The sequence below is a fragment of the Achromobacter denitrificans NBRC 15125 genome, assembly GCF_001571365.1.
In the GTDB taxonomy this organism is placed as follows: domain Bacteria; phylum Pseudomonadota; class Gammaproteobacteria; order Burkholderiales; family Burkholderiaceae_B; genus Achromobacter; species Achromobacter denitrificans.
On sequence record NZ_BCTQ01000011.1, the window covers coordinates 22,310 to 48,649 of the forward strand.

The 26,340-nt window shown below is 68.5% G+C and carries 27 protein-coding genes; 15 read left to right on the forward strand and 12 right to left on the reverse strand.

Features of this window, described 5'->3' with window-relative positions; all coding sequences use genetic code 11:
* The first annotated feature begins 50 nt into the window (after nt 1-50).
* On the forward strand, nt 51-1,466 hold the full coding sequence (gene pdxR / locus ADE01S_RS11365; protein ID WP_062681802.1) for a MocR-like pyridoxine biosynthesis transcription factor PdxR: 1,416 nt from the start codon (nt 51-53) through the stop codon (nt 1,464-1,466).
* A gap of 80 nt (nt 1,467-1,546) precedes the next feature.
* Here the strand turns inward: pdxR and ADE01S_RS11370 are convergent, their stop codons facing one another.
* Nucleotides 1,547-2,026, reverse strand: a complete 480-nt coding sequence (locus ADE01S_RS11370) for a carboxymuconolactone decarboxylase family protein (RefSeq protein ID WP_062681803.1) — start codon at nt 2,024-2,026, stop codon at nt 1,547-1,549.
* A gap of 200 nt (nt 2,027-2,226) precedes the next feature.
* Between ADE01S_RS11370 and chrA the strand changes: the two genes are divergently transcribed.
* Nucleotides 2,227-3,483, forward strand: a complete 1,257-nt coding sequence (gene chrA, locus ADE01S_RS11375; protein WP_062681927.1) for a chromate efflux transporter — start codon at nt 2,227-2,229, stop codon at nt 3,481-3,483.
* 46 nt (nt 3,484-3,529) lie between these two features.
* Here the strand turns inward: chrA and ADE01S_RS11380 are convergent, their stop codons facing one another.
* Nucleotides 3,530-4,324, reverse strand: coding sequence for an enoyl-CoA hydratase (locus tag ADE01S_RS11380; RefSeq protein ID WP_062681804.1), 795 nt, complete (start codon nt 4,322-4,324; stop codon nt 3,530-3,532).
* Between the two features lie 74 nt (nt 4,325-4,398).
* Nucleotides 4,399-5,598: a multidrug effflux MFS transporter gene (locus ADE01S_RS11385; RefSeq protein WP_062681805.1), complete on the reverse strand. Its 1,200-nt coding sequence runs from the start codon at nt 5,596-5,598 to the stop codon at nt 4,399-4,401.
* Nucleotides 5,599-5,669: 71 nt separating this feature from the next.
* Here ADE01S_RS11385 and ADE01S_RS11390 point away from each other — a divergent pair, with 71 nt between their 5' ends.
* Nucleotides 5,670-5,990: an Rdx family protein gene (locus tag ADE01S_RS11390; RefSeq protein ID WP_062681806.1), complete on the forward strand. Its 321-nt coding sequence runs from the start codon at nt 5,670-5,672 to the stop codon at nt 5,988-5,990.
* On the opposite strand, the gene ADE01S_RS11395 is transcribed toward ADE01S_RS11390, so the two are convergent.
* The 3 genes from ADE01S_RS11395 to ADE01S_RS11405 all read right to left on the reverse strand — a co-directional run bounded on the left by ADE01S_RS11395 (nt 5,991) and on the right by ADE01S_RS11405 (nt 8,704).
* Nucleotides 5,991-7,514: a tripartite tricarboxylate transporter permease gene (locus ADE01S_RS11395; protein ID WP_062681807.1), complete on the reverse strand. Its 1,524-nt coding sequence runs from the start codon at nt 7,512-7,514 to the stop codon at nt 5,991-5,993.
* A 3-nt stretch (nt 7,515-7,517) separates the two neighbouring features.
* Nucleotides 7,518-7,988 (reverse strand): tripartite tricarboxylate transporter TctB family protein, encoded by a 471-nt coding sequence (locus tag ADE01S_RS11400; RefSeq protein WP_062681808.1) that lies wholly within the window; start codon nt 7,986-7,988, stop codon nt 7,518-7,520.
* Nucleotides 7,989-8,191: 203 nt separating this feature from the next.
* The gene (locus ADE01S_RS11405) at nt 8,192-8,704 is read right to left on the reverse strand and encodes a GFA family protein (RefSeq protein ID WP_062681809.1); all 513 of its coding nucleotides are present in this window, start codon (nt 8,702-8,704) and stop codon (nt 8,192-8,194) included.
* Nucleotides 8,705-9,083: 379 nt separating this feature from the next.
* Between ADE01S_RS11405 and ADE01S_RS31795 the strand changes: the two genes are divergently transcribed.
* Entirely contained in the window at nt 9,084-9,236 is a 153-nt protein-coding gene (locus tag ADE01S_RS31795) for a hypothetical protein (RefSeq protein WP_165695655.1), read from the forward strand.
* 193 nt (nt 9,237-9,429) lie between these two features.
* Nucleotides 9,430-10,164 carry a spermine/spermidine synthase domain-containing protein gene (locus tag ADE01S_RS11410; protein ID WP_062681810.1) on the forward strand — a complete coding sequence of 245 codons (735 nt, stop codon included), beginning with the start codon at nt 9,430-9,432 and terminating at the stop codon, nt 10,162-10,164.
* Between the two features lie 13 nt (nt 10,165-10,177).
* Here ADE01S_RS11410 and ADE01S_RS11415 read toward each other — a convergent pair whose 3' ends face one another.
* Together ADE01S_RS11415 and ADE01S_RS11420 are read right to left on the reverse strand one after the other, a co-directional pair.
* Nucleotides 10,178-11,707 (reverse strand): sensor domain-containing diguanylate cyclase, encoded by a 1,530-nt coding sequence (locus ADE01S_RS11415; RefSeq protein ID WP_305954975.1) that lies wholly within the window; start codon nt 11,705-11,707, stop codon nt 10,178-10,180.
* 62 nt (nt 11,708-11,769) lie between these two features.
* Nucleotides 11,770-12,849 (reverse strand): site-specific integrase, encoded by a 1,080-nt coding sequence (locus ADE01S_RS11420; protein WP_062681812.1) that lies wholly within the window; start codon nt 12,847-12,849, stop codon nt 11,770-11,772.
* Between the two features lie 187 nt (nt 12,850-13,036).
* Between ADE01S_RS11420 and ADE01S_RS11425 the strand changes: the two genes are divergently transcribed.
* The gene (locus tag ADE01S_RS11425; protein ID WP_062681813.1) at nt 13,037-14,077 is read left to right on the forward strand and encodes a DNA-binding protein; all 1,041 of its coding nucleotides are present in this window, start codon (nt 13,037-13,039) and stop codon (nt 14,075-14,077) included.
* Nucleotides 14,078-14,226: 149 nt separating this feature from the next.
* Entirely contained in the window at nt 14,227-15,660 is a 1,434-nt protein-coding gene (locus ADE01S_RS11430) for an MltF family protein (protein WP_062681814.1), read from the forward strand.
* A 22-nt stretch (nt 15,661-15,682) separates the two neighbouring features.
* Here ADE01S_RS11430 and ADE01S_RS11435 read toward each other — a convergent pair whose 3' ends face one another.
* Nucleotides 15,683-15,871, reverse strand: coding sequence for a hypothetical protein (locus ADE01S_RS11435; RefSeq protein WP_062681815.1), 189 nt, complete (start codon nt 15,869-15,871; stop codon nt 15,683-15,685).
* Between the two features lie 204 nt (nt 15,872-16,075).
* On the opposite strand from ADE01S_RS11435, the gene ydiK reads away from it, so the two are divergent.
* Nucleotides 16,076-17,209 (forward strand): AI-2E family transporter YdiK, encoded by a 1,134-nt coding sequence (gene ydiK / locus ADE01S_RS11440; RefSeq protein WP_062681816.1) that lies wholly within the window; start codon nt 16,076-16,078, stop codon nt 17,207-17,209.
* Between the two features lie 54 nt (nt 17,210-17,263).
* Here ydiK and ADE01S_RS11445 read toward each other — a convergent pair whose 3' ends face one another.
* Nucleotides 17,264-18,307: a uroporphyrinogen decarboxylase family protein gene (locus ADE01S_RS11445; protein ID WP_062681817.1), complete on the reverse strand. Its 1,044-nt coding sequence runs from the start codon at nt 18,305-18,307 to the stop codon at nt 17,264-17,266.
* A gap of 205 nt (nt 18,308-18,512) precedes the next feature.
* Here ADE01S_RS11445 and ADE01S_RS11450 point away from each other — a divergent pair, with 205 nt between their 5' ends.
* Nucleotides 18,513-19,046 (forward strand): cysteine dioxygenase family protein, encoded by a 534-nt coding sequence (locus tag ADE01S_RS11450; protein ID WP_062681818.1) that lies wholly within the window; start codon nt 18,513-18,515, stop codon nt 19,044-19,046.
* 52 nt (nt 19,047-19,098) lie between these two features.
* A complete protein-coding gene (locus ADE01S_RS11455; RefSeq protein ID WP_062681819.1) occupies nt 19,099-20,064 on the forward strand; it encodes a Bug family tripartite tricarboxylate transporter substrate binding protein in 966 nt (321 codons plus the stop codon).
* A 36-nt stretch (nt 20,065-20,100) separates the two neighbouring features.
* Here ADE01S_RS11455 and ADE01S_RS11460 read toward each other — a convergent pair whose 3' ends face one another.
* Both ADE01S_RS11460 and ADE01S_RS11465 read right to left on the reverse strand, forming a co-directional pair.
* Entirely contained in the window at nt 20,101-20,583 is a 483-nt protein-coding gene (locus ADE01S_RS11460; protein WP_062681820.1) for an Lrp/AsnC family transcriptional regulator, read from the reverse strand.
* Nucleotides 20,584-20,615: 32 nt separating this feature from the next.
* Nucleotides 20,616-21,524 carry a LysR substrate-binding domain-containing protein gene (locus ADE01S_RS11465; RefSeq protein ID WP_062681821.1) on the reverse strand — a complete coding sequence of 303 codons (909 nt, stop codon included), beginning with the start codon at nt 21,522-21,524 and terminating at the stop codon, nt 20,616-20,618.
* Between the two features lie 233 nt (nt 21,525-21,757).
* Here ADE01S_RS11465 and ADE01S_RS11470 point away from each other — a divergent pair, with 233 nt between their 5' ends.
* The 5 genes from ADE01S_RS11470 (at nt 21,758) to ADE01S_RS11490 (ending at nt 26,334) form a co-directional block, all read left to right on the forward strand.
* A complete protein-coding gene (locus tag ADE01S_RS11470; RefSeq protein ID WP_062681822.1) occupies nt 21,758-22,483 on the forward strand; it encodes an RNA pseudouridine synthase in 726 nt (241 codons plus the stop codon).
* 210 nt (nt 22,484-22,693) lie between these two features.
* Nucleotides 22,694-23,635, forward strand: coding sequence for a S66 peptidase family protein (locus tag ADE01S_RS11475; protein WP_062681928.1), 942 nt, complete (start codon nt 22,694-22,696; stop codon nt 23,633-23,635).
* A gap of 123 nt (nt 23,636-23,758) precedes the next feature.
* Entirely contained in the window at nt 23,759-24,103 is a 345-nt protein-coding gene (locus ADE01S_RS11480; protein WP_062681823.1) for a helix-turn-helix domain-containing protein, read from the forward strand.
* 15 nt (nt 24,104-24,118) lie between these two features.
* Nucleotides 24,119-25,435: a type II toxin-antitoxin system HipA family toxin gene (locus ADE01S_RS11485; protein WP_062681824.1), complete on the forward strand. Its 1,317-nt coding sequence runs from the start codon at nt 24,119-24,121 to the stop codon at nt 25,433-25,435.
* Nucleotides 25,432-26,334 carry a LysR family transcriptional regulator gene (locus ADE01S_RS11490; RefSeq protein WP_062681825.1) on the forward strand — a complete coding sequence of 301 codons (903 nt, stop codon included), beginning with the start codon at nt 25,432-25,434 and terminating at the stop codon, nt 26,332-26,334. Before ADE01S_RS11485 ends, ADE01S_RS11490 begins: the two co-directional genes overlap by 4 nt.
* The last annotated feature ends 6 nt before the right edge of the window (nt 26,335-26,340 follow it).

Consider the following 26,340-nt stretch of genomic DNA (forward strand, 5'->3'; position numbering starts at 1 on the left):
AGGCGCATGACATAATTAGAAGGGCCATAAATTGATTTTCTGACTATGCCATGATTCACACTACCCCGCCCGCCGCGCCGCCCTCGGCCGCCGGCGCCGAACCGCTGTACCGGCAGGTCTACGAGCGCTTCCGCAACGCCATCGCCCAGGGCACGCTCAAGCCCGGCGACCGCATCCCGTCGGCGCGGGCGCTGGCCAGGGAACTGGGCGTGGCCCGGGGCACGGTGGAAGTCGCGTACTCGCTGCTGGTGTCGGAGGGCTACCTCCAGCCGCGGGGCCAGGCCGGCACGGTGGTGTCGCCCGACCTGCAGCCGCAGGCCTCGGCCAGCGCGCCGCCGCCCGCGCGCGCCACGGCCGACGAATCCCCCTGGCCGCGGTCCTCCGGCGTCCTGCCGTTCCAGATGGGCGTGCCGGCGCTGGACGCGTTCCCGCGCAAGCTCTGGGCCCGGCTGGGGGCGAGGCAATTGCGCGCCTTGCAGGCGCCGGAACTGGCCTATCCGCCCACCGGCGGCCTGCCGGCCCTGCGCGGCGCGACGGCCGCCTACCTGCAAGTGGCGCGCGGCATCCATTGCCAGCCGTCGCAGGTGTTCATCACCTCGGGCTACAACCACACGATGCGCCTGGTCCTGCAGGCCATGTTCGAGCCGGGCGACGAGGTCTGGATGGAGGATCCGGGCTATCCGCCCACGCGGATGCTGCTGGAACAGGCGCGCCTGCGGCCGGTCCCCGTGCCCGTGGACCAGGACGGGCTCCTGGTCGGCGCCGGCCTGGACCGGGCGCCGGGCGCGTGCGGCGCGGTGGTGACGCCGGCCCACCAGAGCCCCTTGTGCATGTCGCTCTCGCTGCCTCGGCGGCAGGCGCTGCTGGATTGGGCGGAACGCTGCGGGGCCTGGATCGTGGAGGACGATTACGACGGCGAGTACCGCTACGTCAGCCGGCCGCTGCCGGCCTTGAAGAGCCTGGACGCGCAAGGGCGCGTGCTGTATGCCGGCACCTTCAGCAAGGTGCTGTTTCCCGGCCTGCGGCTGGCCTACCTGGTGGTGCCCGAGGCGCAGGCGGCGCGCTTCGAGCAGCTATGCTGGCTGTCCGGCGGCGCGCCGGCCCTGACGCAGGCCATCCTGGCCGCCTTCATGGCCGAGGGGCATTTCGGCCGCCATATCCAGCGCATGCGCAAGCTGTACGCGGAACGGCGCGACGCGGCCGCCGCGGGCCTGGCCGACGCGCTCGGCAGCCGCTTGCGGATCGAGCCGCAGCCTGGCGGGATGCACCTGGTGGCGCGGATGGAACCGGGGCAGGGCGACCGGCAACTGGCGGCGCGGATGCTGGAGCAGGGCTTGTACGCCGAAGCGCTGTCGCGCTGGTCCGCGTCGCCGGACGGCCAGCAGGCGCTGCTGCTCGGCTTCACCAATATCGCGTCCCAGGCGCAGGCCCGCGAGCTGGGCCTGCGCATCCGGGCGCTGATGTAGCGCCCGGAGAGATGCCCGGAAATGTGCGCGGACCCGCTCGTGGCGCCCGGCGGCGGCGCGCGCCCGCCCAGGTCGTATGCCTACTTCAGCCCGGCCTTGTCCAGTCCGTAGGCTGCGTCGGCCGAACCGGGCACGTTCCGGAACGACACGCTGAGCCGGTTCCAGCCGTTGATGGCGATCACCATCAGCGTGAGGTCCGAGATCTCGGCTTCCGAGAACTGTTCGCGCAGCGACTGGAAGACCGCGTCGGGCACGCCTTCGGGGCCCAGCGTGGTCACGGCCTCGGTCCAGGCCAGGACGGCGCGCTCGCGCGGCGAGAAGAGGGTGGATTCGCGCCAGATCACCAGGTGATGCAGGCGCAATTCGCGCTCGCCGTGGATCTTGGCCTGCTTGACGTGCATGTCCACGCAGAAGGCGCAGCCGTTGATCTGCGAGGCGCGGATGTCGACCAGGTGGCCGAATTCCCGCGCCATCGCCGTCTTTTTGACCGCGGTGCTGAATTCCAGGTACTTCTTGGTGAGTTCCGCCGAGGTTTCGAAGTAATTCAATCGTTGAGTCATGTTCCTACCTATCCGTATCGTCGAGACCATCTCGATAGCGCCAGGATGCGGCGTAATGGCCTAGCCCGGAAGTGCCAAGAATGACATTTCGGCCTGGGCCATGTCCGGCGGCGTAGCGGTTGAATCCGCAACGCCGCCCGGCTATAAGCTTGAACAGGGGCAGGATACGCATGCCCCGCCTGCCGATGAAGCCCAGTCCCATGCCGCTGCCTCCTCCCCATGACGAACACGTCGCCAGCCCGTCCGCGACGTCGACCCGCGCTCCGTCCGGCCCGGGCTCCTGTCTCGAAGTCTTCCTGGTCTTCCTGCGGCTGGGCCTGACGTCCTTCGGAGGGCCGGTGGCCCACCTGGCCTATTTCCGCACCGAATTCGTGGACCGCCGCCGCTGGCTGGACGATTACGCGTATTCCGACCTGGTCGCCCTGTGCCAATTCCTGCCCGGGCCGGCCAGCAGCCAGGTCGGCATGGCCATCGGGCTGCGGCGCGCGGGCTGGGCGGGCATGCTGGCCGCCTGGGTGGCATTCACGCTGCCCACGGCCGTGGCGCTGGTGCTGTTCGCGCTGGGGCTGGCGCATTTCGGCTGGCTGTCCGGCTCGGCCGCCATCCATGGCCTGAAAGTCGCGGCGGTGGCGATCATCGCCCAAGCGGTCTGGGGCATGGGCCGCTCGCTGTGCCCCGACCGGCCGCGCGCGGGGCTGGCGGTGGCCGCCGCGCTGATTACCGTGGCGCTGCCCACCGCGCTTGGCCAACTGGGCGCCATCGTGCTGGGCGCCGTCATCGGCGCGGTGGCGCTGCAGGTGCCCGCGCGGCCCGCGCTCACGGCCGAGCCGCAAGGCGTGTCCCGCCGCGCCGGCTATATCGCCCTGGGCTTGTTCGTCTTCCTGCTGGCCGCCTTGCCCGCCTGGGCCGCGCTCAGCGGAGAGCCGCTGGCGGCACAACTGGCCGGCTTCTACCGCGCGGGCGCCCTGGTGTTCGGCGGCGGCCACGTGGTGCTGCCCCTGCTGGAATCCGCGTCGGTCGCCGGCGGCATGGTCTCCAATGCCGATTTCCTCGCCGGCTACGGCGCGGCGCAGGCCATGCCCGGCCCGCTCTTCGCCTTCGCCGCGTTCCTCGGCGCCATGTCTTCCGGGCCCTTGTCGGGCTGGGCAGGCGGCCTGGCGCTGCTGGTGGCCATTTTCCTGCCGGGCGCGCTGCTGGTGGCGGCGGCGCTGCCGTTCTGGGAAAGCCTGCGGCGCCGGCCGGGGGTGCGCAATATGATCGCCGGCGTGAACGCCAGCGTGGTCGGCATCCTGCTGTCGGCGCTGTACGACCCGGTCTGGGTCAGCGGCATCCTGGGCCGCGCCGACTTCGCCCTGGCGTTGCTGCTGTTCGCGCTGCTGGTCTATGCCCGGTGGTCGCCCGTATGGGTGGTGCTGACGGCCGCGGCCGGCGGCTGGGCGCTGGGCTGGCTGGCCTAGGGCCCGCGCCCGTCCCGGCGACCGCGGGCCGCCGGCGCCCGGCGCCTCAGGCCTGCCAGCGCGCGGGCCGTTTCTGCAGGAAGGCGTCGATGCCTTCGCAGGCGTCGGCCTCCATCATGTTGCGGGCCATCACGTCGCCCGCGTAGTCGTACGCGTCCGCCAGGGCCATCTGCCGCTGCTTGTAGAACATGCGCTTGCCATAGCGAATGGCCGTGGGGCTTTTCGCGAGGATGTCGTCCACCAGCGCCTGCACGCGCCCGTCGAGCGCCGTGTCCGGCACGGCGTCGTTGATCAGGCCCCAGTCGCGGGCTTGCGCCGCGTCGATGAACCGGGCCGTCACCAGCATTTCGAAAGCCCGCTTGGCCGAGACGTTGCGGCTCAGGGCCACGGCGGGCGTCGAGCAGAACAGCCCCACGTTGATGCCCGACACCGCGAAGGTGGCCGAATCGGCGGCCACCGCCAGGTCGCAGCTGGCCACCAATTGGCAGCCCGCCGCCGTGGCGATGCCGCGCACCTTGGCGATGACGGGCACGGGCAGGGCTTGCAGGCCCTGCATGACGCTGCCGCATTTCCTGAAGAGTTCGCGGTAGTAGTCCAGCGACGGCTGGCTGCGCATTTCGCGCAGGTCGTGGCCGGCGCAGAATGCCCGGCCGGTGGATTCCAGCACGACGCAGCGCGCCTGCGTGTCGCGGGCCAGGGCGTCGATCTGCGCCTGCAACGCGGCCAGCATGGCTTCGGAAAGGGCGTTGAATTGGCCGGGCCGGTTCAGGCGCAGCGTTACCACGCCGCCCTCGTCGGTGCGCGCCAGGATCGGCTGTTCCGCCGTTTCATCGATGTTCATGTCGCCTCCAGGTTGGTATCCCTGGATACTACGGCCTGCGCCCGTCAAAAGGAACCGGGCGCGGCGGGGCCCGGTCAGCCCGCCGCCAAGCGGCGCGACATGCCGGCCGACAGGCACAGCAGCGGCGCCACGATGGCCGCGCCGATCGCGGCCATGGCCAGTTGCGGCGGCATGGCGCTGTCGAGCAGGACGGTGGCGATGAGCGCCGATCCGCTCATCTGGAACAGGCCGTACACCGCGGCCGCGGTGCCGGCGCGTTCGGCGAACGGCTCCAGCGCGAGGCTCAGGCCCGATCCCAGCGCCAGCGAAAAGCCCACGGTCAGCACCGCGACCGGCAGCATGAACGCCCAGGCCGACAAGGGCAGCCACAGCCAGGCCGCCAGGTGCATGCCGGCGGCCAGCAGCAGGGCGGCCATGCCTACGCGCACCATGGTGTGGCGCCCGAAGCGCGCGATGAAAGCGGGCGCGAGGAAGAACGCGCCGATATTGATGGCCGCGTTGCCGCCGAACCAGGCGGAGAAACCCAGTTCGGAATAGCCCAGCTGCTGCACCAGCACCACGGGGGCCGCGGACACGAACACCAGGATCATCGCCATGCCGGCCATGCCGAAGGCCGCGAAGTACAGGAAGCGGCCGCTCGCCACGATGGGCCAGTAGCGGCGCAGGCTGTAGAGCGCGCCCGGCGCGCGGATGGACGCGGCGCGGGTTTCCTCGAAGCGGCTGGCCAACAGGCCCGCCAGCGCGAGCGCGAACAGCACCATGAAGACGAAGGTGCTGCGCCAGCCCGCATGCACCGCCATCGCGCCGCCCACCATCGGCGCCAGCGCGGGCACGGTGCACAGCGCGCCGTTCAGATAGCTGTAGACGCGCGCGCCCACGGCCGGGCTGAAGCAGTCGCGCACCGCCGCGAACGCCACGAGCGACGCCGAGCAGGCGCCCAGGCCCTGGATGACGCGGGCAACGTAGAACACGTCCAGCGAACTGGCGGCCGCGCCCAGCGCCGACCCCAGCAGATAGGCCAGCACGCCGCCCAGCGCCACCGGCCGGCGGCCATAGCGGTCGGCCAGCGGCCCGATCAACATCTGCCCCACGCCCACCGCGAAGATGAACAGGGTGATGCTGGCCTGCAGCGCCGTGACCGGCCGGCCGAAATCCCGCGCCATGGCGGGCAGGGAAGGGAGATAAATGTCTATGCCCATCGGCGTGAGCGTGACCAGCCCCATCAGGAGGCCGATCAGCCAGCGTTGGCCACGGGGAGATAATGCGGACTTCATGAGCAGGCTCGGGGTTCGTTGCGAACCCGGGAAAACCCGATATTATCCATGAACGGAAGTAGAATCAGCCCATGAACGCGCCCGCCCTCCGACCCCGCATCGTCATCCTCTATTGCACCCAGTGCCAATGGCTGCTGCGCGCCGCCTGGATGGCCCAGGAGCTGCTGTCCACCTTCTCGACCGATCTCGGCGAAGTGGTGCTGCAGCCCGGCACGGGCGGCGTGTTCCAGATCACCTACAACGGCGACCTGATCTGGGACCGCAAGAGCGACGGCGGCTTCCCGGAAGCCAAGGTCCTGAAGCAGCGCGTGCGCGACCGGCTCGATCCGGGCCGGCCGCTGGGCCATATCGATGGCCACACGGCCGGCCCCTTGTTCACGCCCGAGGCCTGATCAGGCCGCCGGTTCGGAACGCAGCGCCTCGCGCGCCTTGCGCTGCCGGAACGCCGAGGCCGCCAACAGGCCGATCAGCCCGACGCACGCCACGACGAATCCCAGGCTGATGGGCCGCGACACGAAGATCGACAGGTCGCCGCGAGACAGCAGCAGCGCCCGGCGGAAGTTCTCCTCGACCATCGGCCCCAGCACGAAGCCCAGCAGCAGCGGCGCGGGCTCGAAGCGCATGCGGATCAGCGCATAGCCGGCCGCCCCGAACACCGTCACCATCGCCACGTCGAACAGGTTGTTGTTCGTGCTGTAGACGCCGACGCAGACGAAGAACAGCGCGGCGGGGAACAGGTAGCGGAAGGGGACGGTCAACAGGCGCACCCACATGCCGATCAGCGGCAGGTTCAGAAGCAGCAGCAACACGTTGCCCACCCAGAAGCTGGCGATCAGCCCCCAGAACATGTCGGCGTGCTCCACCATCATCTGCGGCCCCGGCTGGATGCCGTGGATGATCAGCGCGCCCAGCATCAGGGCCATGACGGGATCGCCCGGAATGCCCAGGCTCATGGTCGGGATGAAGCTGGTCTGCGTCGAGGCGCTGGTGGCGGCCTCGGGCCCGGCGATGCCCTCGATCGCGCCGCGGCCGAAACGCTTCGGGTCGCGCGCGACTTTCTTTTCGGTGGCGTACGAAATGAACGAGGCGATGGTCGGCCCGGTGCCGGGCAGGATGCCGAACGCCGCGCCGATCGCCGTGCCCCGCACCAGCGCGCCGCGCGACTGCTTGATGTCGCCCGCTTCCGGCCGCATCGACTTCATGCTGATCTTGCCGGCGGTGACCTTGCCGCCGTCGCCGATGCGGTTGATGTTCTTCAGGAAGTCCGCCACGCCGAACAGCCCCATGGCCAGCGCCACGATCTGCAGGCCGTCGGAGAGCTCCAGGATGCCGAAGTGAAAGCGCATCGTGCCCGTGTTGACGTCGGTGCCGACCACGCCCAGGAGCAGGCCCACCACCACCATGGCCACCCCTTTGATCGCCGATCCCTTGGCCAGCGTCGCGCCCGCCAGCAGGCCCAGCATCATCATCGAGAAATACTCGGCGGGGCCGAACTTGAACGCCACGTCCACCAGCATGGGCGAGAACAGGATCATCGCCAGGATGCCGACCGACGCGCCGCAGAAGGACGAGAACATCAGCATGAAGAGCGCGGAGCCGGCCTTGCCGTTGCGCGCCAGCGGGTTGCCGTCCAGGCAGGCCACCGCGTGGGAGGCGGTGCCGGGCAGGTTCAGCATGATGGACGTAATGCCGCCGCCGTACTGCGAGCCGTAGTAGATGCCGGACAGCATCACCAGGGCCGCCGTGGGCGTCATGGTGTAGGTGAGCGGCAGCAGGATGGAGATCGCCGCCAGCACGCCCATGCCCGGCAGCACGCCGATCAGGTTGCCCATGAAGACGCCGAAGATGGCCCACATCAGATTGTCCAGCGCGAAGGCGATGGAGAACCCGTGCATCAGGTTGTTCAAGATTTCCATGACTCAACCCCAGCGGAACAGCGGGAACTGCAATTGCAGGGCCCAGGAGAACACGGCCACGCCCAGCACCGTCACGCCCGCGGCGAGCAGGGCGGCGCTGCGCAGCGTGTGCTGGCGGTCGCCCAACGCCGAGATGAACACCAGCGCGAAAGTCGCGGGCACCAGGCCGCCGAATTTCCCGATGAGGATGAACGTCAGCAGGCCGCCGATGATGCAGCCCCAGCCGCGCCACTCGGGCGGCGGAAGATCTTCGGCATCATCATCGGCGGCCTCCGGCGCTACGGCCATCCTGGCGATCATCAGGCCCAGCATCACCAGCAACGCGCCCAGGATTGCCGGAAACATCCCGGGTCCCATGCGCGCCAGGGTTCCCAGGCTGTACGTGGACGCCTGCGCGATGGCGCCCAGGCCGAGCACGATCATCGTGCCCGCGGCCCACGCCTCGCGCCGCACGGCGCTGCGTTTGGATTGCATTGTCTTGTCCTCCCGTTGTTGCGCTTTGTCTGACTTGCGTCTGAACAAAAGCTGACTGTGCAATGAATGCGGGAGTCTAAAAATCCAAACTTCCGTTCAGCTTTCAGACAGCTCGGAAGGCGGCATTCACAGCCATATTTCTGCAAAAACGGGGGAAATCCCTAGGAAGGGGAGGAGGGGTTTCGCGGATTGCGAGGAAAAGCTCAGGTCTTGGGAACCCAGGGTTTGCGCTCGCCGCGAGTAAGCGCCGCCGCGAGCCTGCGCTTGCTGGCCTCGGGCCAGCAAGCATCCATGTCGTAGTAGCCCTCGGCCGCGGGCACGCCCTCGGGCAGGCGCAGCCAGGGGTGCTTGGAGCGCACGAAGCAATGCGCGCCGGGCGGAAAATCGGCCGCGCGGTCCAGCGTGCCCGCGTACACCAGCGCGACGGCTTCGCCATAGGCGGGATGATGGCTCCACAGCAACCCGGCGCAGGCCTTGCAGCGCACGACGACCGACGTTTCGCCGTCGTCGGCGCTGCGGTCCGGCGGGTGGCGGCTCAGCTCGCCTTGCAGCAGCATCAGGCGGTCGGACTCGATGGGCGCATTCATGGCGAACGCGGTGCCCGAATGCCGCTGGCACACGGTGCAATGACAGCAATGCACGAAGAGGGGCGGGCTGGCGAGGCGGTAGCGGGCGGCGCCGCAGTCGCAGCCGCCTTCGATCAGGGATCCGGTCACGGCGCGTCTTCCGGAAAAGAGGAAAGGGCGAGGCCAGTGTATCGGCGCGCCGGACGCGGCGGCAGAGGGAATCGCGACACAAAGCGGGGCGATTGCGACAGGGGTTCTATTTCTGTCAAAACTATGCTAAAATACGCCATCTGGCAGCAAAATAACAATAAATTCCTGCTGGAAAAAACCAAAAACCAAAAACAGACCCAAGAATAAACCCAAGGGATAAAACCCGGCGGGCAGGCCCAGCGGCCTGTCCGGTTTTGCCAGCGTTGCCCGCGCGTATGTCCCCCCGCTTCCCACCATGGAACCGCATCGAAGGCACGCTTGAATCCTGCGTATCGCGCTTGTGCGGGGGAAGCCATGCGCCCTGAATAGGAGAACGCTCATGTCTCATCAACTGGTCGGCAAGAAGTGGCGCTTCGAAATTCCTCCCCTGGACTGGAAGGCGCCCGAGGCCAAGAAAGACGCTGACATCAACTCCGTACCGGCGGACGCCGAATCCGTCGAAGACACCGAAGTCCTGCGTTCCTCCGCGTAAGGCCTGACCCGCCGCGCCCGCGCGCGGCGTCTCCCTCGACATGCCCGAGGCGGCGCGCTTCCCGCGCGCCCGCCGAGGCAGTCCCGCTTTCCCCGCATGTTTCTCCCGCAGCCGCCGTATGCCCCCGCGCGGCGGCCTGCCCCCGCGCGCCGGCTTCCGGCCGGCGCGCGCCTTCTCACAGCGAGTCCCTGGAATGCCTGAAAGCACTTCGAGTCCGTATCCGGTTAGGCCCTTCATCTACGCCACGACCACGTCGCGGTCGCTGATGTTCTCGCGCGACGAAATACAGAGCCGCATGTGGACCAAGGACCCCAACGCGCTGAACCTGGAATACACGCGCCTCATGATGGGGTTCCTGCTGCTGAACCCCGAGCCCCGTCGGATTGCGATGGTCGGCCTGGGGGGAGGGTCCCTGGCGAAGTTCTGCTACCACTATCTGCCGTCGGCGCGCATCGACGTCTTCGAGATCAACCCGCACGTCATCGCCTTGCGCGATTCGTTCCTGGTGCCCCACGACGACGACCGCTTCGCGGTGCTGCAAGGCGACGGCGCCGAGCTCATCCAGCGCTACCAGGATGAGTACGACGCCGTGCTGGTCGACGGCTACGACATCAATGGCATCCCCGCGCAGCTCACGAGCGACGCGTTCTACGAGGGCTGCTGGCGAGCCCTGGCCCCGGCGGGCGTGATGGTGTGCAACTTCCACGCGTCGAACTTCAATTACCCGCGCTATCTGAGCCGCATCCGGCAGCGCTATGCCGGCTCGGTCATCGAAGTGAGCGACACGTCCCTGGCGCACCGCATCGTGTTCGCGTGCAAGGGCGAACGCCTCAAGCGCAGCACCGGGCTGCCCACGCGCAAGCCCGAGGGCATGAGCGCCGACCTGTGGTCGCGCCTGGCGCCCGGGCTCTGGCACCTGCTGGACTGAGCCCGGCGGCCGGCTAGGCCGCCGCGTGCGTCACCACGCGGTTGCGCCCTTGCTGCTTGGCCGCGTAGAGCGCCTGGTCGGCCGCCTGGAATACCGCCTCGACCTCGGCGCCGGCCGAGGGCCATTGCGCAACGCCGGCCGACAGCGTGATGCCGGCCGTGCCATGCAGGCGGTTCGTTGCCAGGCGCTTGCACAGGCGCTCCGCCACATTGGCCGCTTCCTGCGCGCCGGCGGCGGGCAGCAGCATCAGGAACTCCTCGCCGCCGTTGCGGCACAGCACGTCCGAGGGGCGCGAGCAATCGCGCATCAACTGCGCCACGCCGCGGATCACCTCGTCTCCCACCGTGTGGCCGTAGGTGTCGTTGACCTGCTTGAAGTGATCGATGTCCAGCGCGATGACGGAGAAGGGCGCGCCCGCCGCCCGCAGCCGATCCACCGCGGCCTGCAGGCCGCGCCGGTTGTGCAGGCTGGTCAGCGGGTCGGTGATGCTGGCCTGGTTCAGCTTGCCTATCTCGTCCTGCAGGCTCGTGAAGCTGCGGATCACGGCACCCTTCAGGCGCTGGGCCTCGAAATACCACGCCTTCACGGATTGGACCCGCTGCATCGCGACGCCCACTTCCCGATGTTCGACATTGGTGGCCAACTGCGACAGCGGCTGCGAGATCTTGCGCGCGCACCACCAGATCGCCAGCAGGCAAGCCAGCGCGAACGGCGCGGCATAGCGGATCAGGGACCAGATCAACTCTTCCAGCGGCTCCAGCGTGGCCTTCGCGGGGCGCTGGGCGATCACGCCCCAGCCGCTCAGCGGCACGCCCGCGTAGCCCGCCAGCATGTCCACGCCCCGCGTATTGACCAGGCGCTGCGCCCCGGCCTGGCCGCGCATGACGGCCGCCACCACCGGGTTGGCGGTCACGTCTTCCCCCACGCGGCTGCCGTCTTCGTGATAGATCAGCCTGCCTTCGCTATCCACCACGTAGAGGTAGGAGCCGTCCTGGTAGGGATGCCTGCCCAGCAGGGTGTGCAGGGCGCCTTCGTTGCGCAGGTAGATGGTGCCGGCGATGTAGCCCAGGTAACGGCCCTCGTCGCCGTGGATGGGGTGGGAAACATTGATCAGCAGATTGCCCGTCAGCGAAACATAGGGCTTGCTGATCAGGGGCTTGCGCCCCTGCAGGGCGGCGCGGCTGCCGGGATTGTCCACCCGCGTGCCCACGAACCCGCGCAGCGTCTGCGAGGCGGCCAGGATGGTCCCATCGGCCCGGATGATGGCCACCGTATTGAAGCTGTCGGTCTGTTGCTGCAGGCGGTCGGCTTCCGTGGCAAGCAGCTCGGGCACGTCGAAGCGGCCGGCCAGGTGCCGGGCGCTGTACTCCAGTTGCCGCTGGGCCGTCCGCAGGAAGGTGCCGGCGCTCTCCGCCAGCTTCGAGGCGTAGACCCGATTGGATTCCAGCGTGTTGACGATGAGCTGCTCGCGCTGGACGCGGTAGCTGGCATAAAGGGCGTTCGCCGTGGCGACGACGGCACTGAATATGGTGAGCGCAAGCACAAGCCCGCGTAGGTGTATTCGCATGGAGAGACCGGGTCGGGCAGGGAAGGCTGGGCGGGATTTTACCGTGGGCCGGAATCGGGCTCGTCCAGCAGCCGCGCCGCCGGCGAACGGGCCGCGGATCCGGCCCGGAAGTAGCCCATCACGGTAGCCACGCTGGCGTGGCCGGTGAGCGCCATGGTGTCGCCCAGCGGCACGTTCTGCCGGCCGGCCTCGGTCACGAAACCCGAGCGCAGGCTGTGCGCCGAAAAATCCCCGGGCAGGCCAGCCAGCTTGCAGCGTTCCCGCACGATGTCGCGCACGGCCGCCGCCGCCAGCGGTTCGCCCAGCACGTCGCCGCGGCGCACCCGGCGAAACAGCGGGCCTTCCTGGATGCCGCTGGCGCGCAGCCAGGCATCGAGCGCCTGCGCCGCCATGCCGGCGATCGGCTTCTGGTCGTCGGCGCGGCTCGCGCCCGCCTGGTTGGTCTTGGACTGCCCCAGGGAAAACAGGAAGCCGTCGGCGGTGCGCCGCGTGTTCTCCACCGTGGCGCTCGCCACCTCGGAGCGCCGCCGCCCGCCGCTGGCCCAGGCGAACAGCAGCAGCGCGCGGTCGCGCAGGCCGCGCAAAGAGTCGTCGCAGGTCGCCAGCAAGGCCTGCAGCGGCTCGCGGGTCAACGCGGCCTTCCTGGCCGGCGCCACGCCGCGCCGCGCATAGGCGCGCCGGGTCCGGGCCAAGAGCTCCCGCAGCCGCGCGCCGCGGCAGGGGTTGGGATGGCCATGCAACTCATGCGCCTTGGACAGCACCGACAGGCGCTGCAACAGAGTGTTCAGACTGGGCGGGCCCAGCTTGCCCTTGGCCTTCAGGCGCACCAGCTCCTGGTCCAGCGCCAGCGGCAGCTCCCATTTCAAGCCTTCGCCCGTCGAGCGCTGGGCGTGATCCACCACGAACTGGATGACCGCGGCTTCCGGAAGGGGGAGGGCAAAGGGCTGGCCGTAGCGCAGCTCGAACCAGGCCGTCCAGTAGCGGATCGCGGCGCGGTAGCTCGCCGCGGTATTGGCCGAACTGCCTTCGCGCATCAGATCGCGCGCGGCGGCGTCGGCCTGCGCGTCCAGAAGCTGGGGATCCAGCGCGGGGAGCGAGCGTTGCAGGGTCAGGGACATAGGTGCAGGACGCGAAAAAAGGAAATCCGAATGGTATGCGGCCGGAATCGCGGTCGCGATCCGAGAATTATAATTAATCATACATATTGTGTATGATATCTAACGTAGATTGATGTTTACCCCCGATAAGGTTCCATTATCGTGAGTAATTAATCCTTGAATCCCGAAAAATCGACGGAGCCCGGCCATGGCCAGCGGAATCACCGAATCAGACGTCTGGAGCGCCGCCGACGCCTTGCTGCTTGAGGGCGCCCGCCCGACCATCGAGCGCGTGCGCCAGAAAATCGGCCGCGGCTCGCCCAATACGGTCAGCCCCTACCTGGAAACCTGGTTCCGGTCGCTGGGCGCGCGCATCAAGGATCCCGGCGCGTTCGCCGTGGCGCCGGCCGTGCCCGATCCGGTCGCCCAGGCGGCCGCGCACTTCTGGGAAGCCGCCATGGCCGAAGCGCGCGCCGAGCAGGCCGAGCGTTATCGCGAGCGCCTGGAAGCGCTGGCGCGGGATGGGGAAACGCTGGCGGCCGACGCCGAACGGCTGCAACGGCGCGAAGCCGGGCTGGCGCAGCGCGAGCAGGATCTGCAGGAAGCCCTCAGGGTCGCCACCTCGCAATTGGCGGCCGCCGAAGACCGGCTGCTGGCGGCCGAGCAGCAACGGCGCCAGCGCGACGAGCAGTTCGAACAGCAGCAGCGCCAGTTGGCCGACGCCCGCGACGCAGCGCAGGCCTTGCTGGCCGAAGCGGAGAAATCGCGCAACCAGCATGCCCAGGCGCTGGAAGCCGTGGAAGCCCGCCACGCGGCCCACGAACGCCGCTGGCTCAACGAACTGGATGCCGAGCGCGGCGCGGTCAAGCGGCTGCAGGCCCGCCTGGACGAAACGCAGGCCGCTGCGCAACAGCAGCTGGCCCAGGCGCGCAAGGCGCTGGCCGAGGAACAGGAACAGCGGCGCCAGGCGGAGCAGGGCGCTCAGGCGTTGCGCGCCGAGGCGCAGGAGAACCGGACGCGCCTGGAAGCCGAATTGGCTGCAATCCGCGCCGGCACGGCCGCTGCCAGGGAACGCGAACTGGCGCAGGAAGCAAGGCTGGCCGCCGCCGAAGCCCGGTCGGAAGATCTGCTTGCGCAGTTGAAGGCAAAGGATGGGCAGTTGGGAGAAATGGCCCGGCACCTGATGGCGCTGAGCGCGGGGGTGGCGGCCAGGGACGCCGCCGACCAGGCCCTCAAAGGCGCGACCTAGACCCGCATGTGGCCAAATCCCGCCGCCCGCCAGAATTTCTTTTCACGCCCATGAGCCAAACCGCTCCGTTCGGATTATCGTAAGCACACGTATCAGGCTGCCGATTCGGCGGCGCGATTGGCACGCAAGCTCCTCGTCCGGAGGGAACCATGTCATTCCGTGTTCTTGCCGCGCTGCTCGGCGCGCTGCTCCTGATGCCGGCCGGTCCCGCGCCGGCCCAGCAGGCCAAGGCCAAGGGCGATCCGCTGTCGCTGGCCTACAACGTGAAGCCCTGGACGGGCGACCTGGACGGCATGATCAAGCGCCGCCAGGTCCGGGTGCTGGTGCCCTATAACAGGACGCTGTACTTCCTGGACAAGGGAGGCGCCCAGCGCGGCATCATCGCCGACATGATGACCGCGTTCGAGAACGACCTGAACGCCCAACTGAAGAACCGCAACATCCGGGTGCACGTGGTGCTGTTGCCCACCTCGCGCGAGCGCCTTATTCCGGACCTGCTCGCGGGCAAGGGCGACCTGATCGCCGCCAACCTCACGGTTACGCCTGAGCGCGCCAAGTCGGTGGATTTCTCCGCGCCGCTGGCCAGCGGCGTGCCGGAGGTCGTCGTGGCCTCGCCCGGCGCGCCCGAACTGAAGTCGCTGGACGACCTGAGCGGGCAGGAGGTGTTCCTCAACCCGGTCAGCAGCTACTACGGCAGCGTCAAGAAACTGAACGAAGACCTTCAGGCCAGGGGGTTGAAGCCAGTGATTATCCGCGACGCCCCCGGGAACTTCGAAACCGACGACATCCTGGAGATGGCCAACGCCGACCTGGTGAAATACACCGTGGCCGACCGCTACCTGGCGAATTTCTGGAAACAGATATTCCTGGAGCTGCGCGTCTATGAAAACCTGCAAATCGACACCGGCAGCGACATCGCCTTCGCCTTCCGGAAGGACTCGCCGAAGTTCGCGGCGGTGCTCAACCCGTTCATGGAGAAGCACCGCGTGGGCACGTCGTTCGGCAACCAGCAGCTGACGAAATACCTGAAGTCGGTGAAATGGGTAAAGGCCGCGGCCGATCCGGGCGAGATCGACAAATTCCACCGCCTCTCGGAGTTCTTCCACAGATACGGCGACCAGTACGGCATCGATTGGCTGCTGATGGTGGCCCAGGGCTATCAGGAATCGCGCCTGGACCAGCAGGCCAAAAGTTCGGTGGGCGCGATCGGCGTCATGCAGATCATGCCGGCCACCGGCAAGGACCTGAAGGTGGGCGACATCCGGGTCGAGGAAGCCAATATCCACGCCGGGGTCAAGTACATCCGCTTCATGATCGACCAGTACTACGCGCGCGAACCCATGACGGACCTGAACAAAGGGCTGTTCGCCTTCGCCGCGTACAACGCCGGGCCGGCCCGCATCGGCCAACTGCGCAAGGAGGCCGCTTCCAAGGGGCTGGATCCCAACGTCTGGTTCGACAACGTCGAGCGCGTCGCGGCCCAGCGCATCGGACGCGAAACCGTGCAGTACGTCAGCAACATCTACAAGTACTACATCGCGTACTCGCTGATCCGCGCGCAGGGGGCGCAGGCGGCGAACTAGGGCCGAGACGGGGCAAGAGCGCCTAATGGCCCGGATACACGCCCTGGAACGGCTCGTTGTTGGGCTCGCCGAAGCTGGAGGAATGGTAGTTGGCGGGATTGGCCGACATCGAAGCGCCGGAGCGCGGCGAACTCGAACTGTAGGAACCGGTCCCGGAACAGCCGGCAAGCATAAGGGCCAGCACCAAGCCGGCCGTGGTCAGGATCCTCATGGCGTACCTCCATAGAGATGTCCGCCGCCAACGCGGCGGAAACCCATCGCCGGCAAGTTGCGTGCCCGGCGACGAGGTTTGCACTGGAACGCGGCAATTTCGGATAAATTCATCGGGTACGCATCGGCGCGTATCACCCGGGCGGGCGCCCGCTGGTCGCCATGCGCCACCATCCAGGGCGGCCGGCCCTGTCAGGAGCAGCGGGTGAACCCACCACGTCAATCAGTCGATATTGCCCGCATCCTGCTCGTCATCGTCATCCTTGCCGGGCTGATGATAGGCAGTCTTTACATCCTGCGGCCATTTTTGCCGGGCCTCGTGTGGGCGACCACCATCGTCGTCGCCACCTGGCCGGTGCTGCTGGGGATCCAGCGCCGTTGCGGCGGGCGCCGCTGGATCGCCACCATCGTCATGCTGTTCCTGCTGCTGTTCGTCATCGTGCTGCCGCTGTACCAGGCGATCTCCACCCTGGCGCTGCACGGCGGCACCATCATGGCGGCGATCAAGAGCCTGCCGGACTACGCGCTGCTGGCGCCGCCGTCCTGGGTCCGGAGCATCCCGCTGGTCGGCCAGCGGGTCGCCACGGAATGGCAGGCGCTGTCGGATGCCGGCGCCGGCGGGCTGCTGGCCCGGCTGGAACCCTATCTCACCAGCGCGGCGCGCTGGCTGCTCGGCCACGCCGCCATCGTGGGCGTGTTCATGCTGCACATGCTGGTCACCGTCGTCATCGCCGGCATTCTGTACGTCAAGGGCGACGTGGCCGCCGAATTCGTGCTGCGCTTCTTCAACCGGCTCGCGGGGCAGCGCGGCATGTCGGCGGTGCGGCTGGCCGGCGCGGCGGTCCGCGCCGTGGCGCTTGGCATCGTGGTCACCGCGGTCGTCCAGTCCGCGCTGGGCGGCATCGGGCTGTGGATCGCGGGCGTGCCCGCCGCCGGCGTCCTGACCGCGCTGATGGTCATGCTCTGCCTGGCGCAGCTGGGCCCGTTCCTGCCGATGCTGGGCGGCGTGGCCTGGCTGTTCCAGAACGACATGAGGCTGGCCGCCGGCGTGCTGCTGGTCTGGGCGATAGTGGTCGCGATGATGGACAACCTGTTGCGGCCCCTGCTGATCAAGCGCGGCGTGAACCTGTCGCTGCTGCTGATCCTGGCGGGGGTGCTGGGCGGGCTGTTCGCCTTCGGCATCGTGGGACTGTTCATCGGCCCCGTGATCCTGGCCGTGACGCAGACGCTGCTGCGCGCCTGGATCGACGAGACGCCCGCGTCCGCCGCCCAGGACCTGGAACCGCAACCGCCGGCCCAGGCATCCGCCGCCGCGGATCGGGATGCTCCCCCCGCCTGAGCCGGGGCCGCTTGAGCGCCACGGCCGCATCGGCTGGTTGCCTGGTCTGCGCCGTTACAACGCCAACGCGTGAGGCCGTTCGGCCCGCGCCGGCGACAGGGCGCGCGCGATCGGCCATTCCCGGATCAGCCTGGCGGCGTGGCGCAGGGTGTCGGGCACCACCGGATAACGGATCACGCAGGCGGGCGTCAGGATCAGGCCGCGCCCGTCGGTCTCGGCCACCGTCTGCCCGATGCTGCGGCGGATGCCGTCCAGGCGCGACTCGGTCAGGTCCTGGCGGCGCAGTCCGCCCACGATGGGGCGCGTGCCGCCGGCGCGGCGATAGTCCTCGATGCGGGTCGGGGTTTCGCCGATATGCCAGTTCAGGGCCGAGACCTCGTAGGCGCTGAGCAGGTCGAAATGGACGTCGTCCCCGTGCATGTGCAGCACGTTGAACCAGCCGCCGGCCTCGCGCGCCGCGGCCAGCACCTGGAGATCGTAGGGGCGGCCCAGTTCGGCGTACGCGGCCGCGCTGAACTTGTCCGGCGCGGCGTCCTGGGCGGCGAAGAACACCCCCGCGCAGCCCAGGCCGATCGCGGCCCGGACGAAGTCGCCGGTGACGTCGGCGATGATCTCCAGGCCGCGCCGCAGCGAAGGCGCATCCTGCGCGGCATGCTGGCGGTGCAGATCGCCGGACAGCTTGGCCGCCACCGTCATCGGCGAGAACACCGTGGCGATGACCGGGGTGCCGGGCCCGACGGCGTCGAGCAGGTATTCCAGGTGCCGCAGCTCGCGACCCAGCGCGCCGGCGCCCACGTCCAGGCGCTCCAGCGCCGCCCAGTCCGAGGCGCGGCGGATGCGCGGGGTCGATACCCGCGCCACGCCGCCGCCCTGGATGCCGCTGAAATCGCACTCCGCGCCCCAGTCCTGGACGCAATACAACCCGTTGGGCATGGCCTTCAGGAAGTCCAGGCCGTAGTCGGCGCAGAACGCGGCGGAGGTGTCCGCCAGGCGCCGCGCGTCGAGGTCGATCCCCGGGAAATGGGTCCAGAAACTGTACGGAATGCGGTCCGGCGCGGCGCCGCCCAATGCTGTCCGGATACGTTCCACCTTGTTCATGCCGATCCTCTCCTTGCTGCTTGCGATGGGCCGCCGGCCGCGCCCAAGGGCGAGCGCCGACGGCGTTTCAGGTACGGAGGGATGGTAGGAACGGGCAACTAGAAAAAACTTCCAAAGTCCGCGCGCAGGAGCCGCGCATCTGGAATTTTTTTTCGCGTCCGCGGGCCTAGGATAGGCACCAGGATGACGAATGAGGAGATTCCAGATGCCCGCCTTTCCACAGCTGGCGCAGCGCCAGCCGGCCGCGCCGCCGCTCGCGCGCTTTTCCGAGGCGCAGGCCGTCGCCGCCACCCGCTACCTGGACGACATGCGCCGCGAACTCGGGCGCGTGGACAACTGGCTCGAATGGCTGGACGAGGACAAGCGCAAGGGAGAGGAGGGCACGTATGCCCGCCACCTGCTGCATGCCTCGGACGACGGCGCATTCGCCATGATGTTCCTGGTCTGGCGTCCGGGCCAGTTCTCGCCCGTGCATGGCCATAAGACCTGGTGCGTCTACAAGGTGCTGGCGGGCGAGCTGACCGAAGAGTTCTACGCCTGCGCGGCGTCCGGCGGCGTGCGTCGCACCGGGCAGCGCGCGCGGCGTCCGGGCGACGTCACCACCGCCAGCGCGGGCATCTCGCAGATCCACCGGCTCGGCAACGGCGGCGAGAACGTGGCCATTTCCCTGCATGTGTACGGCGTGCGCGCGGCCGAAATCTCGACCGGCGTGAACATCGTCATGAACGAGCTGTCCTGACCCATTCATCAAAGCAGTGCCAAGTAGAATCGCAATCCCAATCGGAGAAAAAATGTCACGGGGAAATCTTTTCAAATTCGTCGCAGCGTGCGCCCTGGCGGCGGGCGCGGCGGCTTGCGCCCAAGCCCAGGAAGGGGTGGTCACCATCGTGGTGCCGTTCCCGGCGGGCGGCTCGCAGGACGCAGTGGGCCGGTACATGGCCGAAAAGCTGGGCGCCAGGCTGGGCGTGCCCGTCATCGTCGAGAACAAGGCCGGCGCGGGCGGCATCATCGCCGCCGACAGCGTGGCCCGCAGCAAGGACGACGGCCGCACGCTGCTGCTGGCCACCGGAGGCGCCATCTCGATCGCGCCCTTCGTGCAGAAGAAGCTTTCCTACGACGTCGACCGCGACCTGGCGCCGGTGGCGCTCGTCGCCGATACGCCGATGTCCATCGCCGTCAGCGCCGGCAGCCCCTACCAGACGCTGGGCGCGCTGATCGACGCGGCCAGGCAGAACCCCAGCCTGCTCAGCTACGGTTCCACGGGCGCGGGCACGGTGTCCAACCTGACCGGCGAGCTCTTCGCCCACGCCGCCGGCATCAACCTGCTGCACGTGCCGTACCGCGGCGCGGCGCCGGCCAACATCGACCTGATCGGCGGGCAGGTGGCGGCCGTCTTCACCAGCGCCGGCTCGATCCTTCCGCTGGTGGAATCGGGCAAGGCCCGGGTGTTGGGCACGTTCTCCAAGGCCCACCTGCCCAAGCTCGGCGATCCGCCCACCGTGTCGCAGGCAACGGGCCTGGACGGCATGGACGTGCCGATCTGGGTGGGTTTCATGGCGTCGTCCGCCATGAAGCCGGAGCGCCGCGCGCAGCTGGAACGCGAGATCCTCTCCATCTGCGAGAAGCCCGAGACCAAGGCGTATTTCGAAGAGCAGGGCGCCGTGGCCGCCTGCGCCAGCGGCGCCGCCCTCAAAGACGTGATCACGGCGGACAGCGCCCGCTGGAAGAAGGTGGTGAGCGCCGAGGCCGCCACCTGAACCTCGCGGCCGCGGCCTGGCAGGCCGCGGCTGGCCCTAAAGATAATCCATGGGCAGCATCGTGGTGGACTTGATCTGCTCCATGGAGAAGCCCGCGCAGACGTCCAGCAGTTCGTGGTTCCGGATGAGCTTCTGGTAGATCTGGTCGTAATGCTTGATGTCCGGCACCACGATGCGCAGCAGGTAATCGATCGAGCCGCTCAGGCGGTAGAACTCGACGACTTCCGGAATCAGCGAAATGGCCGTCTGCAGGCTGCTGTACCACTCCACGCTGTGGCGGTTGGTTTTCAGCAGCACGAAAACCGTGACGCCGACATTCAGTTTCTCCGCGTCCAGCAGCGCCACGCGCCGCTTGATATAGCCTTCCTTCTCCAGCCGCTGGATGCGGCGCCAGCACGGCGTGACCGACAGGTTGACCTGCTCGGCGATATCGGCGAGCGGCGCGTTGCAGTCGCGCTGCAGCAGTTCGAGCAGGCGGCGGTCGATCTTGTCGGGATGGAACGTAGTGGACGTATTCATGGCGCGATGTCGTTCAGGATCCGGCCCGGCGTTCAGACGGCGGCGTCCGGCGGGATGTCGGCGAAGTCGGGCAGCAATTGCTCGGCCACCGCGCGCACCGTCCGCACCAGGCGCTCCAGCGCCGGACTCAGCAGGGCGGACTGGGCGCTGATGACGCCGAAGCGGAAGGGGATGAGGGTGTCCAGCGGCTTGACCACCGTGCCCGCCAGCGGAATGCTGCGGGCGGTCAGCGGTTCCATCACGCAGACCCCCAGCCCCGCGCCCACGCAGGTCAGGGCGTTGATGGATGAATTCGTCTCCAGCACGGCGGCGGGCGCCAGCGCGGCGTCGATCTGGCGGCGCAGCCGGTACGGGTTCGACATGGTGACCAGCCGCCGCCGCGCGAGGGCCTGCAGCGGCACCACGTCGAGCCGGCTCAGCGGATCCGCTTCGGGCAGCACCACCACGCAGGCCGCCTGGCCCGCCCAATGCACCCGCAAGGCGTCGTGCTCCACCGGCAGGCTGGTGACGCCGAGCTGCGCGTTGCCCGTCAGCACCGCGTGCGCCACGCGCTCGGCCGGATAGCTGTGCAGATAGATATTGCCGGCGATGTCGCCCGCATCCACCGTGCGCAATGCCTGCGGCAACAGGTTGGCCGATAGCGCCGGCGTGGCCGCCACCCGCAGCGTCTTGCTCCGGCCCCGGGCGATTTCCGCGGCCTGGGCATCCAGCTGCTTCAGGCTCGACAGCGCCCGCTCGACCTCGTCGTACAGCAGGAAGCCCTGTTCCGTGGGCGCGAGGCGAGGGCCGTTGCGCACGAACAGCGGATAGCCCACCTCGGTCTCCAGTTCCTGGATCAGGCGCGTCATGACGGGCTGGGAGCGCGCCAGCAACCGCCCCGCGGCGGTGATGCTGCCCGCGTGCATGACGGCGGAGAACGCTTCCAGCGCTTTGATATCCATGGCTTATGATTCTTTATAAGAATGATGATTACGCCATTATCCTATTTATGCATGATGATCTCATCAGGTGGAACCCTAGGCGTAACATCTGCCTCACGACGCGGGCCCGGGCGCCCGCCATTCACGCACTGCCACCCAGCCATACCCATGACGATGCACCCCTTAGCCCGCGCCCCCGGCGCTCCCTCCGATCCCCAGGTTCTCGCGGCGTCCGCCGGCAAACGGGGGCGGCAATGAGCGACAGCGTGCGCCTGGCCAAGCGCGTGGCCGAGGACCAGCGATGCTCGCGCGGCGACGCGGAACGCTATATAGAGGGCGGCTGGGTCGCCGTGGACGGCAAGCGGGTGGAAGAACCCGGCTGCCGGGTCACGCCGGCCCAGGCCGTAACGCTCCTGCCCGGCGCTCGCCTGGAAGAAGCGCGCCCGGTCACGCTGCTGGTGCACAAGCCGGCCGGCCTGTACGCCAACGATGAACCGGGCTCCGCCCGCGACCTGATCCTGCCCGAGAACCTGATGCCGGGCGACCGCTCGGGCCAGCCCTACCTGAAACGCATGTTCAACGGCCTGAGGCTGGTGACTCCCCTGGAGCGCGCCGCCAGCGGGCTGCTCGTGTACACGCAGGAATACCCCGTGGCGCGCAAGCTGCGGGAAGAAGCGCGCCACGTGGAGCAGGAATACGTGGCGCAGGTGTCGGGCACCCTGGACGAAGGCGGGCTGGCGCGGCTGCAGCGCGGCCTGGCCTACGGCGGCCGGCCCGCGACGCCCATGAAAGTCAGCTGGCAGAGCGAATCCCACCTGCGCTTCGCCCTGAAGACGCCGGATCCCGGTTTCATCGAATACGCGTGCGACACCGCGGGCCTGCGCCTGCAGGCGCTGCGCCGCATCCGCATCGGCCGCCTGCCGATGGCGGGCCTGGCCGTCGGCCAATGGCGCTACCGGCTGGCATACGAACGATTCTGAGGGGAAGCAATGACGATGACGGATTCGGCACCGGGCCGGGGCGGCAAGCCCGATGGCGGACGCAGGCATTTCCTGATCGGCGCCGGCGCCTGGGGCCTGTCGGCCGCCATGCTGGGCGGTTGCGCGAGTCGCGCGCCGACGACTTCGCGGCCGCCGGCCGCCGCGCCCGTCCGGCCCGCGCCCCCGACACCCGTCGGCGCGGCGGCGGCCGTGCCGGCGCTCAAGCCGGGCGCGCGCATCGCCATCGTGGCCCCGGCCTCGGCGGCGCCGGACGCCAGCGACCTGGCCTCCGAATGGCTGGAAGCGCGCGGCTATGCGGCGCAGGTCATGCCGGCCTCCCGCACCCGGCTGGAGGCTCCCTACGACTACCTGGCCGGCACCGACGCCGAGCGCCTGGCCGACCTCCATGCCGCCTTCGCCTCGCCCGACATCGGCGCCGTCTGGTGCCTGCAGGGCGGCTTCGGATCCTGGCGCCTGCTGGACCAGCTGGATTTCGGCCTGATCCGCCGCCACCCCAAGCCCTTCATCGGATACAGCGACATCACGGCGTTGCATCTGGCCATGCAGCGGCATGCCGGCTTCGTCACTTTCCACGGCCCGATGCTGGCGCAGGACCTGCTGGCCGGCAAACGCGAACCCACCGAGTCGCACCTGCTGGCCATGATCGGCGGGCAGGTGGGGCAGGGCGCATGGATCGAGCCGCCTCTGGATGCCATCGCCACGGAGCTGATCCCGGGCACCGCCACCGGACGGCTGGTCGGCGGCAATCTGGCCTTGATCGCCGCGCTGATCGGCTCTCCCAACGAGATCGATACCCGCGACGCCATCCTCTTCATCGAAGACGTGAACGAGGCGCTGCCCCGGGTCGACCGTATGCTGAGCCAGCTGGCGGCCGCCGGCAAGTTCGAGGGTCTCAAGGGAGTGCTGGTCGGCACCTTCACCCGCATCCTGGGCGTGCAGGGGGATGACGCCCAGGCGCAGGGCATGCTGTATCCGCTCATCCTGGACCAGTTCCGCGCGCGCGGCATCCCGGTGCTGGCGGGCTGGCCCAGCGGGCACGGCACCCCCAACCTGACCCTGCCGCTGGGCGCCCGCGTCACGCTGGACACGGGGCGGGGTGCGCTACGGTTGGAGCAGGCGGTAGCCGTCTGATTCCCCAGGAATGCGCTATATATAAGTCAAATCATCGATTTATGACTCATAAATAGCGCATTCTTAATTCTTGATTGACTCATTAATAGTGCAATTTTTTCCCTAAAGCACTATTATTGAGTCATGAAAAAGAAGCTAGAACCCAGTTTCGATGGCGCTGAAGCACTGGCGCGCATCGGCGCGAACCTCCGCACCGCGCGCCTGCGCCGCGGCGAAACGGAATCCACGCTGGCCGACCGCCTGGGCGTATCGCGCGCCACCATTGCCCGCCTGGAGCGCGGCGACGGCGGCGTATCGCTCGCGCTCGCGCTGGAAGCCCTGCTGCAGTACGGCTATGCCGAGCAGGTCTTCGCGCTGGGCGATCCGGAGCTCGACGGCGTGGGCAAGCGGCTCGACGCGGTCCGCCGCCCCAGCCGCGGCAGCGCCGGCACGCTGCATACGCACCGCGCCGATCCCTCCCGGTTATAAGGGCGGGCCCCGGACATGGCACGATCCAAACGGCAGAAATCCGTCGAAAGCGAGCTCTACGTCTACGTCGACATCCGCGGCGAGGCGGTGCTGGCGGGCATCCTCACGCTGGACGACTCGGACGAAAACCACTTTTTCGCCGAATTCACCTACGTGCAATCCTACGCGGCCGATCCGCGCGCCTTCGCGCTCGATCCCCTGAATCTGCCGCTGGTCGACTCCCGCACCACGTTCCGCACCGAGAGCCGCTACGAAAAACTGGGCGCGATCTTCGACGCGGCCCCGGATGCCTGGGGGCGCAACGTCATGCGCATCGACAACGCCGGCGCCCGCGTCACGGAAGACGAGGTCCTGCTCAAGGGCAGGGGCATGGGCGTGGGCGCGCTGTTCTTCAGCGCCCGCCAGCTCACGCCCAATATGCGCAAGACCTACCGCCTTCCCGAGGTCGGCCAGCTGGAATCGCTGGCCGGCCTCATCACCGACATCGACCAGGGCGTCAAGCCCAAGGGGCTGTACCGCGACATCCTCGGCAGCTCGTGGGACATCGGCGGCGCCCGCCCCAAGACCATCGTGCGCGACGAGCAAGGCGAGATATGGATCGCCAAGTTCCCCCGCAAGGGCGATTCCTACGACCGCCAGCGGGTCGAATACGCCAATCTGCAGATGGCCAAGGCCATCGGTCTCACCGTGCCGGAAATCCGCCTGGCGGAAACGCGCCTGGGCGCGGTCCTGCTGACGCACCGCTTCGACCGCGAGCGGCTTCCCGCCGCGGCGGGCGCCGAGCCGGTCGTCGCGCGCCGGCATTTCCTCAGCGGGGCCTCGCTCATCAGCCCGTCCGTGCAGATCGGCAAGCGCGAGCTCGACGGGCCGCGCGGCAAGGCCACGTATTCCTACGCCCGGCTGGCGGACGTCACGCGCCGCGTGTCGTCCAACCCCGTGCAGGACCTGAAGGAACTGTATGCCCGCATGGTGCTGAACGTGGCCGTGCACAACACCGACGACCACCTCAAGAACGTCGGCTTCCTGAAAGACGAGGGCGCGCACAGCTACCGGCTCTCGCCCTTGTTCGACGTGGTGACGCAAGAGGGATCGGCGCGCCATTACCTGCACATCGGCGCCGCCGGCCGCGAGAGCTCCTTCGACAACTGCCTGAGCGAGTACCGGCGCTTCGGCCTGCGCTCGGAAGCCGCCGCCCGCGAGATACTCGAACACGTGCGCGAGGTGGTGGCGCAGCGCCAGCGGTTCTACGACATCGCGGGCATGACGGCGGAAGAGGTCGCCCACGTGGAAGCGTCGCTGAGCGCCTGGCGCCACGGTATATTGCCGGTATGAAAAAGCTGGACATCCCCGCCCTGGAGATCTTCGTCGCGGCCGTCGAAGAGAAAAGCCTGTCGAAAGCGGCCGAACGCGAAAACCTCGTCACTTCGGCCGCCAGCAAGCGCGTGGCGGAACTGGAGCGCCACCTGGGCCGGACCCTGCTGCACCGGCACGGACGCGGCGTGGAGCCGACGCCCGCGGGCACCTTGCTCTACCAGCGCGCCAAGGCCATCCTGCGCAGCGTGCAACTGACCGAACAGGCCATCAACGGATACTCCCTCAACGGCCAGGCGAAGATCCGGCTGGCCTCCAATCCTTCAACCATCCTGCAGTTCCTGCCGGGCGTGATGGGCCGCTTCCTGGCGGGCCGCAGCGACGTCAGCGTGGATCTGCTCGATGCCCACAGCTACGACATCCCGCGCATGGTGGCGGAAGCCGCGGTCGATATCGGCATCTATCACGCCGACCACCCGATGCCGGGCGTGGCGTCGTTTCCGTTCCGCCGCGACCGGGTAGGCCTGGTCGTCCCGGTGGGCCATCCCCTGGCCGACCGCGGCGAGCTGTTGCTCGAAGAGGCGCTGGACTACGACCTGCTGGGGTATTTTCCGCGCCATTCGCTGGACCAGTTCCTGGCCTACGCGGGCCAGACGCTTTCTCGTCCGCCCAACGTCAAGCTGCAGGTCTCCAATTTCGAGACGCGCTGCCGCATGATCCGCGAAGGGCTGGGGATAGGCATCGTGCCCGAGGGCATCGCGCGCAACTACCTGGCGTCGATGGGGCTGGTGCTGCTGCGCCTGCGCGATGAATGGGCCGAGCGCCAGTTCTACGTCTGCGTGCGCGACGCCGCGCAACTGGCGCGGCCCGTGGAAGACCTGCTGCGCGCGCTGACCGCACAGGCCGAGCCGGCGGCATAGCCGCCG